The sequence below is a fragment of the Paenibacillus taichungensis genome (genome assembly GCF_050994985.1).
Lineage (GTDB): Bacteria > Bacillota > Bacilli > Paenibacillales > Paenibacillaceae > Paenibacillus > Paenibacillus taichungensis.
This window is the reverse complement of the sequence record NZ_CP194720.1, coordinates 1,473,349-1,489,463: the sequence shown is the minus strand read 5'-3', so window position 1 is coordinate 1,489,463 and position 16,115 is coordinate 1,473,349. Positions and strand designations below refer to the sequence as shown.

At 46.2% G+C, this 16,115-nt stretch carries 17 protein-coding genes and 1 riboswitch; of the genes, 1 reads left to right on the top strand and 16 read right to left on the bottom strand.

The window, feature by feature from the left end:
* Positions 1-131: 131 nt before the first annotated feature.
* From ACR1R9_RS06865 to ACR1R9_RS06805, 13 genes are all read right to left on the bottom strand, one after another.
* Positions 132-857, bottom strand: a complete 726-nt coding sequence (locus tag ACR1R9_RS06865; RefSeq protein WP_433921463.1) for a DUF2953 domain-containing protein — start codon at positions 855-857, stop codon at positions 132-134.
* 188 nt (positions 858-1,045) lie between these two features.
* Entirely contained in the window at positions 1,046-1,708 is a 663-nt protein-coding gene (scpB, locus tag ACR1R9_RS06860) for an SMC-Scp complex subunit ScpB (protein WP_433921464.1), read from the bottom strand.
* Positions 1,677-2,477 (bottom strand): segregation and condensation protein A, encoded by an 801-nt coding sequence (locus ACR1R9_RS06855; protein WP_024630942.1) that lies wholly within the window; start codon positions 2,475-2,477, stop codon positions 1,677-1,679. Before ACR1R9_RS06855 ends, scpB begins: the two co-directional genes overlap by 32 nt.
* 102 nt (positions 2,478-2,579) lie before the next feature.
* Positions 2,580-3,047 carry a 6,7-dimethyl-8-ribityllumazine synthase gene (gene ribH, locus ACR1R9_RS06850; RefSeq protein ID WP_063565743.1) on the bottom strand — a complete coding sequence of 156 codons (468 nt, stop codon included), beginning with the start codon at positions 3,045-3,047 and terminating at the stop codon, positions 2,580-2,582.
* Between the two features lie 86 nt (positions 3,048-3,133).
* A complete protein-coding gene (locus tag ACR1R9_RS06845; protein WP_076291916.1) occupies positions 3,134-4,372 on the bottom strand; it encodes a bifunctional 3,4-dihydroxy-2-butanone-4-phosphate synthase/GTP cyclohydrolase II in 1,239 nt (412 codons plus the stop codon).
* Between the two features lie 57 nt (positions 4,373-4,429).
* Positions 4,430-5,098: a riboflavin synthase gene (gene ribE, locus ACR1R9_RS06840; protein WP_433921465.1), complete on the bottom strand. Its 669-nt coding sequence runs from the start codon at positions 5,096-5,098 to the stop codon at positions 4,430-4,432.
* A gap of 40 nt (positions 5,099-5,138) precedes the next feature.
* On the bottom strand, positions 5,139-6,242 hold the full coding sequence (gene ribD, locus ACR1R9_RS06835; RefSeq protein ID WP_076291914.1) for a bifunctional diaminohydroxyphosphoribosylaminopyrimidine deaminase/5-amino-6-(5-phosphoribosylamino)uracil reductase RibD: 1,104 nt from the start codon (positions 6,240-6,242) through the stop codon (positions 5,139-5,141).
* 358 nt (positions 6,243-6,600) lie between these two features.
* A riboswitch (FMN riboswitch) is annotated at positions 6,601-6,764 on the bottom strand.
* Between the two features lie 146 nt (positions 6,765-6,910).
* Entirely contained in the window at positions 6,911-7,342 is a 432-nt protein-coding gene (locus tag ACR1R9_RS06830; RefSeq protein ID WP_024630947.1) for a peptidylprolyl isomerase, read from the bottom strand.
* Positions 7,343-7,563: 221 nt separating this feature from the next.
* On the bottom strand, positions 7,564-8,895 hold the full coding sequence (gene lysA / locus ACR1R9_RS06825) for a diaminopimelate decarboxylase (RefSeq protein ID WP_076291913.1): 1,332 nt from the start codon (positions 8,893-8,895) through the stop codon (positions 7,564-7,566).
* Between the two features lie 102 nt (positions 8,896-8,997).
* Positions 8,998-10,608: a spore germination protein gene (locus ACR1R9_RS06820; RefSeq protein WP_099858268.1), complete on the bottom strand. Its 1,611-nt coding sequence runs from the start codon at positions 10,606-10,608 to the stop codon at positions 8,998-9,000.
* An 83-nt stretch (positions 10,609-10,691) separates the two neighbouring features.
* Entirely contained in the window at positions 10,692-11,120 is a 429-nt protein-coding gene (locus ACR1R9_RS06815) for a stage V sporulation protein AB (RefSeq protein WP_076291911.1), read from the bottom strand.
* A complete protein-coding gene (locus ACR1R9_RS06810; RefSeq protein WP_175383052.1) occupies positions 11,101-11,757 on the bottom strand; it encodes a stage V sporulation protein AA in 657 nt (218 codons plus the stop codon). Before ACR1R9_RS06810 ends, ACR1R9_RS06815 begins: the two co-directional genes overlap by 20 nt.
* Before the next feature lie 639 nt (positions 11,758-12,396).
* Positions 12,397-13,302 carry an AraC family transcriptional regulator gene (locus ACR1R9_RS06805; RefSeq protein WP_433921466.1) on the bottom strand — a complete coding sequence of 302 codons (906 nt, stop codon included), beginning with the start codon at positions 13,300-13,302 and terminating at the stop codon, positions 12,397-12,399.
* Between the two features lie 109 nt (positions 13,303-13,411).
* Here ACR1R9_RS06805 and ACR1R9_RS06800 point away from each other — a divergent pair, with 109 nt between their 5' ends.
* Entirely contained in the window at positions 13,412-14,344 is a 933-nt protein-coding gene (locus ACR1R9_RS06800) for a DMT family transporter (protein WP_433921467.1), read from the top strand.
* Positions 14,345-14,432: 88 nt separating this feature from the next.
* Here ACR1R9_RS06800 and sigF read toward each other — a convergent pair whose 3' ends face one another.
* From sigF to spoIIAA, 3 genes are read right to left on the bottom strand one after another with little or no spacing between them, the layout of a single operon-like run.
* Positions 14,433-15,188 carry an RNA polymerase sporulation sigma factor SigF gene (sigF, locus tag ACR1R9_RS06795; RefSeq protein WP_076291907.1) on the bottom strand — a complete coding sequence of 252 codons (756 nt, stop codon included), beginning with the start codon at positions 15,186-15,188 and terminating at the stop codon, positions 14,433-14,435.
* 14 nt (positions 15,189-15,202) lie between these two features.
* On the bottom strand, positions 15,203-15,658 hold the full coding sequence (spoIIAB, locus tag ACR1R9_RS06790; protein ID WP_062324397.1) for an anti-sigma F factor: 456 nt from the start codon (positions 15,656-15,658) through the stop codon (positions 15,203-15,205).
* Positions 15,655-16,008, bottom strand: a complete 354-nt coding sequence (spoIIAA, locus tag ACR1R9_RS06785; protein WP_036663380.1) for an anti-sigma F factor antagonist — start codon at positions 16,006-16,008, stop codon at positions 15,655-15,657. The genes spoIIAB and spoIIAA overlap by 4 nt, the downstream gene beginning before the upstream one ends.
* Positions 16,009-16,115 lie beyond the last annotated feature (107 nt).

The window sequence follows — 16,115 nt, the reverse complement described above, 5'->3', positions numbered from 1 at the left end:
GTGGAAAATTTCAGCATAATCGATTACTTCTTTACTAACGAAATGATCTAGCCAAGGAGCATAATTTCGTTCCACCCGCCACCCGCAGTCACCTTCATGAAATCTATATAACACGGGGACAATACATACACTCATATTTGCGATTTACTGTTTTGTTTCTTCATCTTGCGTCTGCGTCGTTGCTCTTTTAAGAGTCTGAACCACATCCGCCATCCTCCCTCTACTTGAAGCACTCGGGTTAACAATGTAAGTCCTGCGATCATGACTGCTGTAATCCGGATCTTTAGTTTCCAATCCAGCTCGGTTTGGAACTCCATCTCGTCTTCCCACACCGGCACAACTTGTAACTGTGGCGTTTGTTCAAAACGAATTTGATAAGAGAGGTATCCAATGATGATCGACTTGATGCTCCACACCCAACCTATGAGAACAGCCGTATATGCTGCATCGCCAACGCCAATGCAAGTGGACCAGGACAAATGAGTCATATGTACACGAGTGAGCGTTTGCTTGATCCAGAGCTTTAATGCTTCCGTTGCCCTGAGCATGATTTTTACGTCCTTAGCCCATTTTTTGACTTTACGTTTGTTAACACGCTCGCTGCTCTGGGCTTCTCCCCTTGAATGATTCATTCGCTGCTCCGTTTTCACCAGAAAACCTTCCTTCATATTACGAAAGACAATACTAGGAATTTCATAGTTAATACGCACAATGCCATATAGCAGACGAACCGTAATCTTGGCATAATCATCGTGATTGTGTTTCCTAAATGTAAAATGCACATGAACATACGAGATGAGGACTGCGACAAGAAGCAGTGCGATCAACAAGCCGATTCCTCCAAGCCAAATCCACACAGGCCTTACCTCCAAGCCCTCAATTCTTTTCACGTCTAGTATGACACTCTATATAGGAAAAAATTCACGTCTGACCTGAAAATTCCATTTAATCTTTGAACGCTACCTTACACTCCATTCCACGTACCACGCCAAAAAAACCGGCAACCCGAAAGGGCACCGGTTTTGAATCGATCCAGACTGCAAAGTTATGAATTTAAAGGATCATCTTCGTTATTAATATCGTTTGAATTTGCATCATCTTCGAGATTTGTACTATCCAGGTCCAGGTCCACATGCTGCACATCCAATTTTTCAAAAAGCAGCTGTGTTTCTTCCTCCAGGTTCTCGGAATCTTCAAACAACCCTGGCTCCGGCAGATCTTTGAGCGAAGCCAAACCAAAGTAGTCCAGGAAGGACTTGGTAGTGCCATATAAAATTGGGCGTCCAATGGCCTCAGCCCGTCCCACTTCCTGAATGAGATCCTTGTTCACAAGTGTATGGATAGCACGTTCGGATTTTACGCCACGGATCTCCTCAATCTCTACCCGCGTGATAGGCTGACGGTACGCCACAATAGCGAGCGTCTCCAAAGCTGCCTGGGATAGAGACGTACGTGCAGGTGAATAAGCCAATTTCTCAAAATAAGCCGCATGTTCCGGTAATGTACCCAGTTGGACTACCCCTGCAATTTTAAGAATTTGTACGCCTCGTCCCTGCTTGGCAAATTCAGCGATCATTTCCTCAATCGCATCCGACACCAGTTCGGTTCGCTGATCCACGATTTCGGCGATTTGTTTGATGCTCAGACCTTCTTCTCCGGACAAAAACAGCAGGCCTTCAATAATCGATTTCAATTTCGGAAAATCCATGATTCTTTGTTTCCCCTCTCCACTCCATAACGATATCCTCAAACATCCGTTCCTGATAACAGACAATCTGCTTCATCTTCATCAGCTCCAGCACCGCCAAAAAAGTTACGACAATCTCATGCCTGTAAATTTGATTATCCAGCAGCTTGGAGAATAACAGTCTGCCTCCCGGTCCCATACTTTCCAAAGCCCCGATGACATCCCGAATACGATCCTTAACCGAGATTTCATCCCGCTGGATCCGAGTTACGGTTGTCCGCTTCTCCGCCTTGCGTAGCGCCTTCTGAAAGGCTGCAATCAGATCCGAGGTATGCAAACCCTCGACCGGATTCGATTGTGCTTCTACAGGCATATAAGGCCGCAAATCCTCGGGTTCTTTGGAGAAAATAAGGCTGCGTTCCCACTCCCGTTCGTGCAAGTGACGCGCAATCCCCTTGTATTTGCGATATTCAATCAGACGCGCAATCAGTTCTGCACGTGGATCATAATCTTCATCTTCCATATATGCATAATCCTCAAAGTCCTCGATTACCGGTGGTTTGGGCAGTAATAGTTTGCTCTTGATCGACAGAAGTGTTGCCGCCATTACCAGAAATTCACTCGTAATATCCAGCTCCAGCTCCTGCATCGAATGCAGATACGCCATATATTGATCGGTAATATCGCTGATGGGAATATCCTGGATATGAATCTCTGCCTTATCGATCAGATGAAGCAGCAGATCCAAAGGCCCTTCAAAAGTCTCCAGTTTGTATGTAACTACCGTCACTAGACGAATCCTCCCGCCAGAAAAATAAAAACCCCCGCTAAGCCGCCGAATCCGGTCTCCCGTTTTCGTCTGCGCAGAGCAGGGCACTATATTAAATAAGCACTATTTTAGCTGTTTCGTCAAGTTCGCCATTTCAATAGCTGCAGTAGCTGAATCCCAGCCTTTGTTTCCTGCCTTTGTTCCAGCGCGCTCAATGGCTTGTTCAATATTCTCTGTTGTAACCAGGCCGAAGATTGTAGGTACGCCTGTTTTCAGGTTAATTGCGGCTACACCCTTAGCCATCTCATTGCACACATAATCATAATGTGTTGTTGAACCACGGATAACCGTCCCCAACGTAATGACAGCGTCGTATTTGCCACTTTCAGCCATTTTTTGTGCAATCAACGGGATTTCAAAGGCTCCTGGAACCCACGCTACATCCACTTCATCATCTTGTACACCGTGACGTTTGAAAGCATCCAGTGCTCCGCTGAGCAATTTGCTTGTAATGAACTCGTTAAAACGTCCTACGACTACTCCATATTTTAATCCTTCTGATACCAAATGTCCTTCAAAAAAGTGTGGCATTCAAGTCATCTCCCTAATTGTATTATATCATGTACTCAGCTGATTTTTGGAAACTAGTTCACCCTGTTTAACCTCAGAAAAGCTACTCAGTTTTTTTCTTCATTCTGCTCGATATCGTCGAACTTTAGCATATGGCCGAGTTTCGCCTGCTTCGTGTGCAAGTAGACCGTATTATCCTCGTTTTCTTCCATCTGAATGGCAACTCGTTCCACCACTTCAAGTCCGTACCCTTCAAGCCCTTTAATTTTGCGTGGATTGTTGGTTAACAAGCGAATTTGACGAACACCAAGATCCTTAAGAATTTGGGCACCAATACCGTAATCTCGAAGATCGGCAGCAAACCCAAGCTTCAGATTGGCATCCACGGTGTCCAGACCTTCCTCTTGCAGTTTGTAGGCTTTGAGTTTGTTGATCAGTCCAATGCCTCGTCCTTCCTGTCTCATATAGAGCAGAACGCCATTGCCTTCGTCATGAATTTGTTTCAATGCTGCATCGAATTGTGGACCACAGTCGCATCGATGAGAATGGAATACATCCCCTGTGAGACATTCGGAGTGTACGCGAACCAATACAGGTTTCGATCCGTCAATTTCACCTTTAACTAAGGCGACGTGCTCCTTGTTGTCCACCGCATTGGTGTAGGCCACCGCCTGGAATTCACCAAAGTCTGTTGGCATACGTACAGCTACTTCACGTTTAACCAACTGTTCCTTTTCATTCCGGTACCGAATCATGTCCTGAATGCTGATCAGCTTCAGATCATGCTTGCGGGCTATCTCCTGCAGATCCGGAAGTCTGGCCATAGTGCCATCTTCCTTGATCACTTCACAGATTACACCTGCCGGATAGGAACCGCACATAATGGCGAGGTCTACAGCCGCTTCCGTATGTCCCGCGCGTCTTAGCACTCCGCCGTCTTTGGCGATGAGTGGGAACATATGGCCCGGCTTGCGGAAATCTCCGCTTTTCGCTTCGGGATTAATCAGCCCCTTGACTGTAATGGAGCGTTCATGAGCCGAGATGCCCGTTGTGGTATCTTTATGATCTACAGAGACGGTAAAAGCCGTCCCATGAAAGTCCGTATTTTGCTGGACCATAGGTTTCAGGTTGAGTTCATCGGCACGTTGCTGCGTAATGGGAACACACACCAGACCTCTGCCTTCGGTAATCATGAAATTGATTACTTCAGGTGTAGCCTTTTCCGCCAAAGCGATAAAGTCGCCTTCATTCTCCCGATCCTCATCATCCACCACAATAACCGGTTTACCCTGCATGAGATCGTAGATGGCTTCCTCAATAGAATTCAAAATGGATTTCTCTGACATAGGTCCCCCTCCAGTTTCTATTTCAATTTATATTTGTAGTTAATCAATTACGATTTGTTAAGCAAATCCGTGATTAGCGAGGAAATCCTCACTGATACTTCTCGGCTTACCCGCACCTGTCTCCTGATGTCCCTTACCATAGTGCAGTAGATGATCCACATATTTGCCCAAAATATCACATTCAATATTGATGGTATCACCCGTCTTTTTCACATTTAATACGGTCTCACCAATGGTGTGTGGAATAATGGATACAGTGAATGCACTCTGTGAAGTATGCACAACGGTCAGACTAATTCCGTCCAGGGTTACAGACCCTTTGGGTATCAGATATTTGAACAGCTGCGTATCATCAGGTTTGATCTCGAAAACAATTGCATTCTGGTCACGTGTAATGCTTCCAATGACCCCAGTGCCATCGACATGGCCCTGAACGATATGCCCGCCAAAACGACCACCTGACAGCATGGCTCGTTCCAGATTAACTTTGCTCCCTGATTGCAATTGACTAAGATTGGTATGTCGATATGTCTCGGGCATCACATCGGCAGTAAATCCGCCACCCTCCAGGGTTGTCGCAGTTAAGCATACCCCGTTCACAGCTACACTATCGCCAATCTTCAAGTCGTTCATGATGACGGAAGCTCCGATATTCAGGACCATCGCTTCGCCTTTCCGACCTATACGCCGGATCTGACCGACTTCTTCCACCAAACCGGTAAACATGCTACCGCCTCCTTTATTTATTTCGTTATCGTTAATTCATTTATTCAGGCCAAACCGGAATTCCGCCAATGCTAATATTATCTCCAACTTGTTCAATTTCCAGCTGATGCAATTGAATTGCCTGACTCATGCGCTCTACACCCTCGAAGCGGAAACTGCCTGGTGTTTCGTATCCTCCAACAATTTTCGGAGCAATGAACATGAGCAGTCGATCTACCAACCGTGCTTCCAGCATGGCACCATTCAGAGTGCCCCCGCCTTCAAGCAGAATCGAACCAATTTCACGCTCACCAAGCTTGCTGAGTGCACTCAACAGATCAACACGTGGTCCTGGACCACAACGTATAATCTCCACCCCATAGGCTTCCAGCCGCTCAGCCGCTTCAGGGCTCGCCTCATCCGTTGTAAGCACCCAAGTTGGTGCAAGGCCATCCTTGACCATTTTGGCTCCTACAGGCAGACGCAGCTTGGAATCGACCACAATTCGTACCGGGCTAATCCCTTCCACTTGCAAGCGAGTCGTGAGTTCGGGATTGTCTGCAATGACCGTTTCCACACCAACCATAATCCCTTGATGGCGATGACGAAGCGCGTGAACAATCTCGCGAGCTGACTCGTTAGAGATCCATTTGCTGTCACCGCTACGCGTAGCGATTTTGCCATCCAGAGTAGAGGCCGTCTTCAAAGTTACAAAGGGGAGACCTGTTGTAATGTATTTGATGAATTTCTCGTTCATCCGTCTTCCGCGCTCACGCAGCACTCCAACTTCAACTTCGATCCCTTGTTGACGCAGCATGCTGATCCCTCTGCCGGAGACTTGCGGATTCGGATCTTCGCAGCATACGACGACACGTTTCACTTTCTCATGAATGAGACGTTCACTGCATGGTGGAGTCTTGCCATAATGGCTACAGGGTTCAAGCGTAACGTATACTGTACTGCCTTCAGCATCACTGCCCGCCATGTTCAGCGCATGAACCTCTGCATGACCCGTTCCCCGTTTGAGATGACTTCCGAGGCCCACGATACGTCCTTCTTTTACAACGACACAACCGACTACCGGATTGATTCCGGTCTGTCCTTGTGCCCGTTCTGCCATATCCAGTGCCAGCGCCATATAAAATTCATCATTAATCATTTCCAAGTCCGTTCACCCCACGGTTAAAATCTTAAGTTATAGACCTCCCTTCCAACAGAGAGGCATGTTCCATATCCAATAAAAAATCCCCGTCGAACAAACCGTTCGATGGGGATGATGAGAGACATGTGTCACCAGCAGTACTATTGATACATCGCCAACAACACATCGCCCAAAACTTCATTTCAGGCAAGTGAAAGCAGACACATACCTTAATGAACTTCAATTACAGGTAAAGAGCTTCTATGTGTGGCATATGTATGAAGATTTCCGGAAGTAACCGGATTTCTCCCTGCACAGGAAATGAATTCGTCAAAAACTGTACAGCAACACTCCTGCGGAATGCGGCCCCTAAAGACTGCACCCTCTCCTTCTCCCATCCAGACTATACTGTCGGTTCTGGAATTACACCAGATCAGCCATCTGCCACAGGCAGACGGGTCACGGACTTTGCATCAATGCTGGATAGATATCCTCACATACTGCATCACCGCCGGTAGGGAATTGCACCCTGCCCTGAAGGATTCGTTGCGTTATTAATTGGATGTTAGCACTTTAACGTCAAAAAATCAATTGTTTTTTGTTCCTTTTTGTCACATACTAACTTTTAATAAGCTTAAGTGTAAACAAAAACCGCTTCGCTAATTGCGAAACGGTTTACATACAGTTATTGATTAAGCTTCTACTACTTCAACAGTTTCCATTTTGTCGCGACCTTCGAAAGCGTCTACGAACTCCATACCTTTGGTTACTTTACCAAATACAGTATGTTGTCCATCCAAATGTGGTTGCGGTTGGTAGCAGATGTAGAACTGACTTCCGCCTGTGTTACGGCCTGCATGTGCCATAGCCAATGTTCCACGCTCATGTTTGTTCGGGTTGATTTCACAGTTGATTGTGTAACCTGGGCCGCCTGCACCGGAACCGTTAGGGCATCCGCCTTGAGCTACAAAGCCCGGAATAACACGGTGGAATACAAGACCATTGTAGAAACCGGAGTTAGCCAGTTTTTCAAAGTTTGCTACTGTGTTTGGAGCTTCTTGATCGAACAAATCGATTACAACTTCTCCGCCGTTTGCCATTTTGATTTTCGCTTGTTTCGCCATATGTAAATGACTCCTTTCGTATTGACCATCGTTAATGGTGCCAGAACGCATGACCCTGGGCCAAGCTTTATAGCACTTTTCTTAGTGTACACCGAAAATGGATTGATCGCAAAATAATCAGCAAGATTTTTTCAAAATCCGGCCCTCAAGATGCAAAAGAAGACAAAAAAGAGTGTCCTTTTTTGTCTTCTTCATATAGAACTCCGCTATTTGAACTTAAATTAACGGGTAACTGGCTGTTTTGCAATACGCTCAGGTACCAGATCATTCTGGATAATGTCCTGATACGTCTCACGGCGTACGACAACATCCCCTTGACCGTCTTTGACAAATACAACTGCCGGACGACGAATCCGGTTATAGTTGCTTGCCATGGAGTAGTTGTAAGCGCCTGTGCAAGCTACTGCGAGCAGATCGCCGCTTTGCACTTTGGGCAGGTCCAAATCCCAGATCAGCATATCACCGCTCTCACAACATTTACCAGCAACAGATACCGTTTCCTGAGCTGCCTCATTTGCACGGTTTGCCAATACAGCTTCATATTTGGACTCATACAGAGCTGGACGTGGATTGTCTGTCATTCCACCATCCACAGCTACGTATTTACGAACCCCTGGAATATCTTTGCTTGTTCCAACCGTGTAGAGTGTTGTTCCGGCTTCACCTACGATGCTGCGGCCTGGTTCAACCCAGATCTCAGGCACGGCATAGCCGATTTGAGCAAAATGATTTTTTACCGCATCCGTGATCGCTTTCACGTATTGTGAAACTTCAAGCGGTGTATCTCCATCAATATAGCGGATACCGAAGCCACCACCCAGATTAACCACTTTGAATGCTACGTTAAGACGCTCATACACAGCTGCTGCAAACTCAGCAACGCGTTGAACTGCCATTTGGAAACCTTCAACTTCGAAAATTTGTGATCCGATGTGTGAATGCACACCGAGTAAAACTAAGTTCGACTGTTTGGAAGCCAATTCAATGGCTTCAAATGCGGTTCCGTTTCCGATATCGAATCCAAATTTGGAATCCGTTTGTCCTGTCGAAATATATTCATGCGTATGCGCTTCAACACCAGGCGTCACACGCAGCAAAATGTTAACTTTGCGATTTTTGTCTGCGGCTACAGCTTGCAGCAAGTGCAGTTCATTGAAGTTATCTACAACGAAGCAGCCAATTTCTGCATCAAGCGCCATTTCGATCTCTTCCAATGTTTTGTTGTTGCCGTGGAAATGAATACGCTCTGCCGGGAAACCGGCTTGTAGTGCCGTGAACAATTCACCATCGGATACTACATCTAAGGAAAGTCCTTCTTCCGCAGCAAGGGCACACATGGCCATTACGCAGAATGCTTTACTTGCATAAGCAACTTGGAAACCCAGGCCTGAAGCACGGAACGCTTCCATGTACTCTCTACAACGCTCACGAACTAATTGCTCGTCCACAACATACAGGGGAGTTCCAAATTGTTCTTTCATGACGGTAGTATCGACTCCGCCAATTTCCAGATGTCCCTGTGCATTTATTTTACTTGTACCATGTAAATACATATCTGCATTCCTCACTTTTTATATACTGGAACAGCTGTTATTCCAATGATTTTACACCAGTATATCAAATTAGTGAATGAGAAGAATGGATTTTTCGGCAGATCATTTGTGTTTTTTACTTTTTTGCAATTCCCCGTCCGGATCACTGTCCATTTTGGTATTGTCACGCGTTTTGTTGATCGAAGGACGTTTTTTATTCTCCAACAGTGGCAAACGGAATAAAAAGTTACCCAAAGCCTTTGCATTAAACGGTATGAATGGCCAGAGATACGAAGAGTTGTAGGAGCGATGCAAGGTGAGCGCCACAATAATGAACGTCGTCCCGACAACGAAGCCGGGAACCTTGAATATCGCCACAGCAACGAGCAAAAACAACCTGACCAACCGATTCGCCAAACCAAGCTCATAACTGGGTGTTGCAAACATACCAATGGCGGCAATCGCCATGTAAAGTACAACTTCATTCACAAAATAACCTGTTTTCACGGCGATATCTCCGACCAAAATGGCCGCAATCAAACCCATGGCCGAAGCGAGTGGCGTCGGGGTATGAACTGCTGCCATCCGCAATAAATCCACCCCGAATTCAATAAGCAGGAACTGCAGAATCAGCGGAAGCTGTGCATTCTCGTGAGGGCCGATGAACTCCATTCCTGCTGGCTTAATGGCAGGGTCAATAACCATCAGCAACCACAACGGCAACAGGAAAAGTGAAATCAGAATACCTCCAAATCGTACCCAGCGCAGATAGGTTCCCATAAAGGCGGTCTGTCTGTTCTCTTCCGCATGCTCACATAGGTCAAAAAAGGTCGTGGGCAGAATCATCACACTGGGTGAAGTATCTACAAATACAACCACCCGTCCGTCCATCAGATGGGAAGCTGTCACATCCGGTCGTTCCGAATACCGAACCAACGGATACGGGTGCCAACCCTTGTTAATAATCGCTTCTTCAAGCTGCTTATCGGCAGCAGGGATACCGTCGATATTTACTCGTTTGATTTTTTCACGAACGGAATCTACCTGAACCTTGTCCACGATATCATCAATATATACAACACAGACATCCGTTTGCGATCTGCGTCCGACCTGCATAATTTCAAACTTTAATCCAGGGTCCCGTATTCTTCGGCGTACTAACGCCACATTGGTCAGAAGTGTCTCTGTAAACCCGTCTCTAGAACCACGGACCACTCTCTCCAGCGAAGGTTCCTCTGGTGAGCGTACCGGATAGCTGCGGGTATCCATAACAATAACGGAACGATCCCCTTCGACGAACATGGCACTCATGCCTGTGAGGACCTTGTTAATGACAGCACTCATTTTCTCCACTCGCTCAACTTGAATATGAGGAATGTAGCATTCGAAATACGACTTCAGTGCATGTCCAGACACTTGCTCCGGTGTAAGATACGTTAATCTTTTTAACACTTCGAGCAAAATTTCATCCTTCGCAAATCCAGTCAGCAGCAGTAATCCAACGTGTTTGCCGCCCAAGACCATTTCCCTCATATTCACATCAAAGGACTCCCCAAGTCCCAACACTTGTTGAAGCGTATATCTGTTATCACTCATGCGAGGGGAAATATCGTCGTTTTCCTGCCAATATTCTACTGATTCCTCGATACTGTCAGACATTTCATTTTGCTTCTTTTTTTCGTAAGCCTTCTTTTCTTCTTCCTCCTGAATCTCATAAGGAGATTTATGCATCATCTCTTCGGATGTTGCTTCGCTGGAGTTATGCCCGTCGTTGTCTGATCTTACGTCCATTTCCCATCCTCCTTAGGCCAAACGTTTCAACGCTGGTATACAAAAAAGTCAAACAGGGAGCCTGTCATCTTCCCCAAAATCATGGCAAGCAGCAATCCAAATAGATACGATTTCATGCCCAGTCGTTTCGCCAGCACTGGCAGTACATTCAACACTTCTGTGAGTGCCGCAGCAAGCAGACCGATGAACACACCGCAAAACAGTCCGATGATCGGGCTCAGCAACACCGCTCCATGCACCTTCCAGTGCCAAAAATCCGCAACGGTACCGAGCAGCGAACCTCCGATCAAGGCCCCTTCATACCAATGGGTTTTGTCATAGGTTCGCGTAAGCTGAGCTAGTCTTGGGATCATATCAAGCACGAGAATAAGCGCAATCACACCACTTCCGACCGCGATCCCCCCCGCAATACCCAGCACAATGCTGATTGCTCCGTTAAGAACGCTCATCCGCATTCATCTCCCTGCGTTCCTCTTCATGCATACGTTCGGTTTCTTCAATCACCACATACTTGTCTACATTTTGCTGATATAGGAACATTTCCACCTCCAAAGGGGTAGGTTCTTCATTCCACTTTTTCTTGAATAAATGATTAAAGAACACGGCCATGCCAAATCCTATCCCGATTGAATACGCCACCTGAAACAGATACGGATGCTCATCCCGGCGGCCTGTAATCATCTCTACAATTCGAATCTGAACTTCCTGCATGTTTACGTCAGCATGAAAATTCATAATGGTCAACGCTGATCCAAAGAAAAGCAGCAGCCACACCAGGATAAACAGGGATTTGGAAGGTTTGCCACTTCCCGCAACTACCTCAACAAGCGTATGACCCGATCCGATCAATTCAACGGTGACATCTGGTATGGCCCGACGGATCTGAGGGATGATCTGCAATATATCAATGAGGATCAGATTGCCGTCCTCCGGTCCGGGGCGCAGCAATTCAAGTTCAAGCAGCCTTCCTTCCTTTTCTTCGGGAGAGGTGAGCAAGTGAGCTACATCTCCAAGCTTGACACTTCGGCCCCTTTGGATACGAATACGGCTGCGCAATCGAACATAGACCGTTGGAGTGGGTGTCAGGGACATCCGGAACACTCCTTTACTGCGTAATTTAGGTTAGTATTTGAAGAATGTGCAAATTTATTACATTCTGGTTGGAAAAAGGTTTTGTAGACACTGAGGGCGCTTCGGGATGGATCGGCCATCGGTCGCTGTTGCTCTCAGGTTAGTAAGAGAACTACACGCAGGCACTCCAGCTGCAGACCAACCTTCCGATCGCTGTTGTCTCCAAATTTTCTTGATTGATTTCTACTAGTGTAGAAATTCGGAGACAAAGGCGAACGCTTCGCTTCTTCAGGTCTAATCTGCCGCCTGCGTTGCTTGTGTGTATCCTTAGACGAACCCTCACGCTTCGCTCCTTTGTCCGATTCCATCCCTCCGCTGCATGGGTCCCTTTTTTCCAAAGGACTGAAATAAATATGCTGGAAGGCGGTAATAGGAGAAATAATAGCTGGTGAACTTGGACTTTATTTTTTCACAATCCTTTTGTTACTCAAACAAAAAAAGCCGCTAATATAGCGACTTACTGAGAAGAGAAGAGGGTATGGATTGACTGGTAAGAAACTTGGGGATTAGGTATCTTTGGGGAAATAACGCATGTACAAAAACAAAAGCCGTGATTATCAGAAGCGCGGATAACAATACCTTCATTTTTTTACTCCCTGTTCAATAACCCTCCTTATTCCTCAACTCCATTTCTCTTCTGAACTTCAACGGGGTGATTTGCATGATTTTGCGAAACTGATTAATAAAATAGCTTGTGCTATTAAATCCAACTTCATAAGCAATTTCGGTTATACTGCGTTCCTGGAGTTGCAACAGCTCCACGCTCTTTTGGATGCGATAATCGATTACATACTGCATAGGGGTTGTCTTCAGCATTTGCTTGAAATAACGGCAGGTTTCCGAGCGACTTAACTGACCCGCCCTCGCAATATCCTCCAATTTGATTGGTTCAGCGGAGTGCAGGTGAATCCATTCAACCATGTCCTTTATTCGTCTGCTTCTAATGATTTTGGATGGATCATATTCCAGCGCGTATCCGCTTGTAATCAGATGTTTCCATATCGTCAAAAGGCTTGAAGCCACATTCATTTCGTAAAATGGAGCCTGCTCATCCAGGTCCTTTTTAACATGCCGAATGGCGTTCAGGACTTGAGCTCCCCAGAGAACTTCCCTTTTGATATGAAGATAAGGTAAATTGGTTGCTGAGATATAAGGATGAACGTACTTCAAATATAACTCGGATGGTACAACAAATTGCGGAGAGACATTTAGACAAAGATAAATACAATTATCCTTCTCCCCCCGTTCCTCCGCCATGTGCATACAACCACTGTTGATAAACAGCCCGTCGCCTTGTGGCACAACGATCTTTTGATCATTTACATAAAAAAGAGCTTCGCCCTGGACAACCAAAACAAACTGCAATTCATCATGCCAGTGCAAAGGAATATGCCCGTGAACATTGCGTACAATTGTGGTTTCATAACACGCAACAGGCAGAGTAACTGTACGATGCTCCGTTAGTTCCCTCCCGTTTTGATCAATCCTGAATTCTACTTTAAGCATATTTTCTCATCTCAATATAATGATATTTATCTGTGCGATATTGATATTATTATAGCCTATTACGTTTTAATATAGCACTATTCTTATATTTAAGGTGAGGACGCTATTCATGAAAATATCTATTCAAAGATCCAGAAAATCAGGCCTCTTCTTCGTTCTTACAGGAGCGATATGCTGGGGCATTGGTGGAACGGTTTCACAAAAACTGTTTCAACAATACGGAATCGAAGTCAACTGGTTTGTAACGGTACGACTGCTGATTGCGGGTATACTGCTGCTGACGGTTCAATCCTTTACTACAAGGCGCTCGCAAATTTTCGATATGTGGAAGCAGAAAAAAACAGCCTTGCAGCTAATCACTTTCGGATTATTCGGGATGCTTGCTGTTCAATATACGTACATGGCGTCTATTCAACATGGCAACTCCGCGGTGGCGACACTACTTCAATATCTGTCACCAGTCATGATCATGGTCTATATGTTCTGGAGAAAACAGGCTACTCTGACCAGAAAGGATGTTATATCAGCGATTCTGGCTCTGAGCGGGTGTTTTCTTCTCCTGACTAATGGTTCTCTCTCCCAATTGTCTGTGCCTTTACCCGCAGTTTTGTGGGGGTTGTTATCCGGGGTTGCCGCTGCCTTCTATACCCTCTACGCCGTGAAGCTGATTGAAAAGTTTGATTCACTCGTCGTAGTCGGCTGGGCAATGATTATCGGAGGGGCTGCACTGAGTCTCATCCACCCACCATGGAAAATGGACTTTGCCAGCTTGCGTTTGGAAACCTACGGATATTTGGCCTTTACCATTATTTTAGGGACAATGATTGCATTCTGGTTCTATATCGAAAGTTTAAAAAGCCTGACAGCCAAAGAAACAAGTTTAATGGGAAGTGCGGAGCCTCTTGCTGCCGTTGGCACCACTGTTATTTGGTTACATGAGCCTTTTGGTTTATTTCAATGGCTGGGTACCGCATGTATCATTGGATTGATATTATTGTTGCAGTCGAATCGTCCCAAACCCATCCAGGCTAACGACAAATAACCTTCTTCGCATATTAATGCGCGATAGAAGGTTGTTAGTTGTCGTATATTGGTGTTTTAACACCAATATTGTTGCCTGCAATCCAAAATCACTGTGCAATCTGGTCGCGGATGGATTGAAGTATTTTTTTCTCCAGCCGCGACACCTGCACCTGGGATATACCCAGCCTACTGGCGACCTCGGACTGGGTCTGATCCCGGTAATACCGGAGGTATACAATCAGCCGTTCCCGTTCACTGAGACCGCCAATTGCTTCGTTTAGCGCCAGTTTGTCAAACCACCGTTCCTGAGACTCGTCGGCAATCTGGTCCATTAGTGTAATCGGATCGCCGTCATTCTCAAAAACCGTCTCATGTATAGAGGTAGGCGGTTTGTTCGCTTCCTGCGCAAAAACAACTTCCTCCGGGGTTACCCCCAGCTCTTCAGCCACTTCCTTGATCGTGGGCAGACGGTCCAGGTTTTTGGACAACTCATCCCTTTTCTTGCGGACTTTATTCGCCATCTCCTTCAGTGAACGACTGACCTTAAGGGTGCCGTCGTCCCGCAGGAAGCGCTGAATTTCTCCGATAATCATCGGGACAGCATAGGTGGAGAATTTTACATCATAACTGAGATCGAATTTATCCACCGATTTTAGCAGCCCGATACAACCAATCTGGAACAGATCTTCCGGCTCATATCCCCTGTTCATAAAACGTTGTACGACGGACCAGACGAGTCTGATGTTGCAGTTCACCAGCGTATCCCGTGCGACATGGTCACCCGACTGACTGAGCGCAATCAGCCGTTTGACCTCGGCATCGTCCAAATAGGTCTGTGAAGACTGTTTCACTTCAGCATCCATAAGACCACCAACCCCTAATTATACAATGCTTTCTTGGATTCAATCCTTTTCTTCATCTTGATGGAGGTGCCTCTGCCGGGCTCACTGCTGACTTCGAATTCATCCATGAAGTTTTCCATAATGGTGAAGCCCATGCCCGAGCGCTCAAGTTCGGGTTTGGACGTATACAACGGCTGTTTGGCCAGTTCAAGATCTTCGATGCCTTCACCGCGGTCTTCCACAATGATGGTGATCATGTCATCGCGAATCTCGGCTTGAATGGACACGACACCTTCCGGATTGTTGTTATAACCGTGGATGATGCTGTTCGTTACGGCTTCCGAAATGACTGTCTTCAGATCGCTAAGCTCGTCCATCGTAGGATCAAGCTGGGAGATGAAGGCAGCAACCGTCACCCGTGCGAACGATTCGTTCTCCGACTTGGCCGCGAATTGCAGATTCATGAAATTTGTCCCCGTTCCTTCATTCATGAGACGACCTCCAGACCCGAGAGAGCAGTTCCCTCATTTTCGTAAATCGGCATAATCTTGAACAAACCCGACATTTCCAGCAAACGATACACTGGCGGATTGACATCACAGACAACCATCTTGCCGCCTTTATTCTTAATGAGCTTGTATCTTCCCAAAATGACACCCAGACCCGAACTGTCCATAAATTGCAGATCTTTCAGGCTGAGTACCAGATGCTCGCATTGTCTGCGCTGGATGGCTTCATCCATCTGCATCCGTACCATGTCAGCTGTATGGTGATCCAGCTCCCCGGATAATCGCACAATCAGAATCCCGCGGTGATGTTCCATTTCCACATGCAAGTTCACGTTTGCTCACTCTCCTCCCTGTCTTGAACAAGGATTTCTACGTTCCCGAAGGCTTTTCCTGCCCCCCGACAAAACTAGAAGAAAACCCCTATTTAACTACAAAATAT

Bases quoted from the DNA above. Each gene is read 5' to 3' on its own strand.
- ACR1R9_RS06845 (WP_076291916.1), bottom strand. From the start codon at position 4,372: ATGTCAGAGAAATCCATTTTGAATTCTATTGAGGAAGCCATCTACGAT.
- ACR1R9_RS06800 (WP_433921467.1), top strand. From the start codon at position 13,412: ATGAAAATATCTATTCAAAGATCCAGAAAATCAGGCCTCTTCTTCGTT.
- lysA (WP_076291913.1), bottom strand. From the start codon at position 8,895: ATGTATTTACATGGTACAAGTAAAATAAATGCACAGGGACATCTGGAA.
- spoIIAB (WP_062324397.1), bottom strand. From the start codon at position 15,658: ATGAATGAAGGAACGGGGACAAATTTCATGAATCTGCAATTCGCGGCC.
- ribE (WP_433921465.1), bottom strand. From the start codon at position 5,098: ATGTTTACCGGTTTGGTGGAAGAAGTCGGTCAGATCCGGCGTATAGGT.
- ACR1R9_RS06830 (WP_024630947.1), bottom strand. From the start codon at position 7,342: ATGGCGAAACAAGCGAAAATCAAAATGGCAAACGGCGGAGAAGTTGTA.
- scpB (WP_433921464.1), bottom strand. From the start codon at position 1,708: ATGGATTTTCCGAAATTGAAATCGATTATTGAAGGCCTGCTGTTTTTG.
- ACR1R9_RS06815 (WP_076291911.1), bottom strand. From the start codon at position 11,120: ATGCGGATGAGCGTTCTTAACGGAGCAATCAGCATTGTGCTGGGTATT.
- ACR1R9_RS06810 (WP_175383052.1), bottom strand. From the start codon at position 11,757: ATGTCCCTGACACCCACTCCAACGGTCTATGTTCGATTGCGCAGCCGT.
- ACR1R9_RS06820 (WP_099858268.1), bottom strand. From the start codon at position 10,608: ATGATGCATAAATCTCCTTATGAGATTCAGGAGGAAGAAGAAAAGAAG.
- ribH (WP_063565743.1), bottom strand. From the start codon at position 3,047: ATGCCACACTTTTTTGAAGGACATTTGGTATCAGAAGGATTAAAATAT.
- ACR1R9_RS06805 (WP_433921466.1), bottom strand. From the start codon at position 13,302: ATGCTTAAAGTAGAATTCAGGATTGATCAAAACGGGAGGGAACTAACG.
- sigF (WP_076291907.1), bottom strand. From the start codon at position 15,188: ATGGATGCTGAAGTGAAACAGTCTTCACAGACCTATTTGGACGATGCC.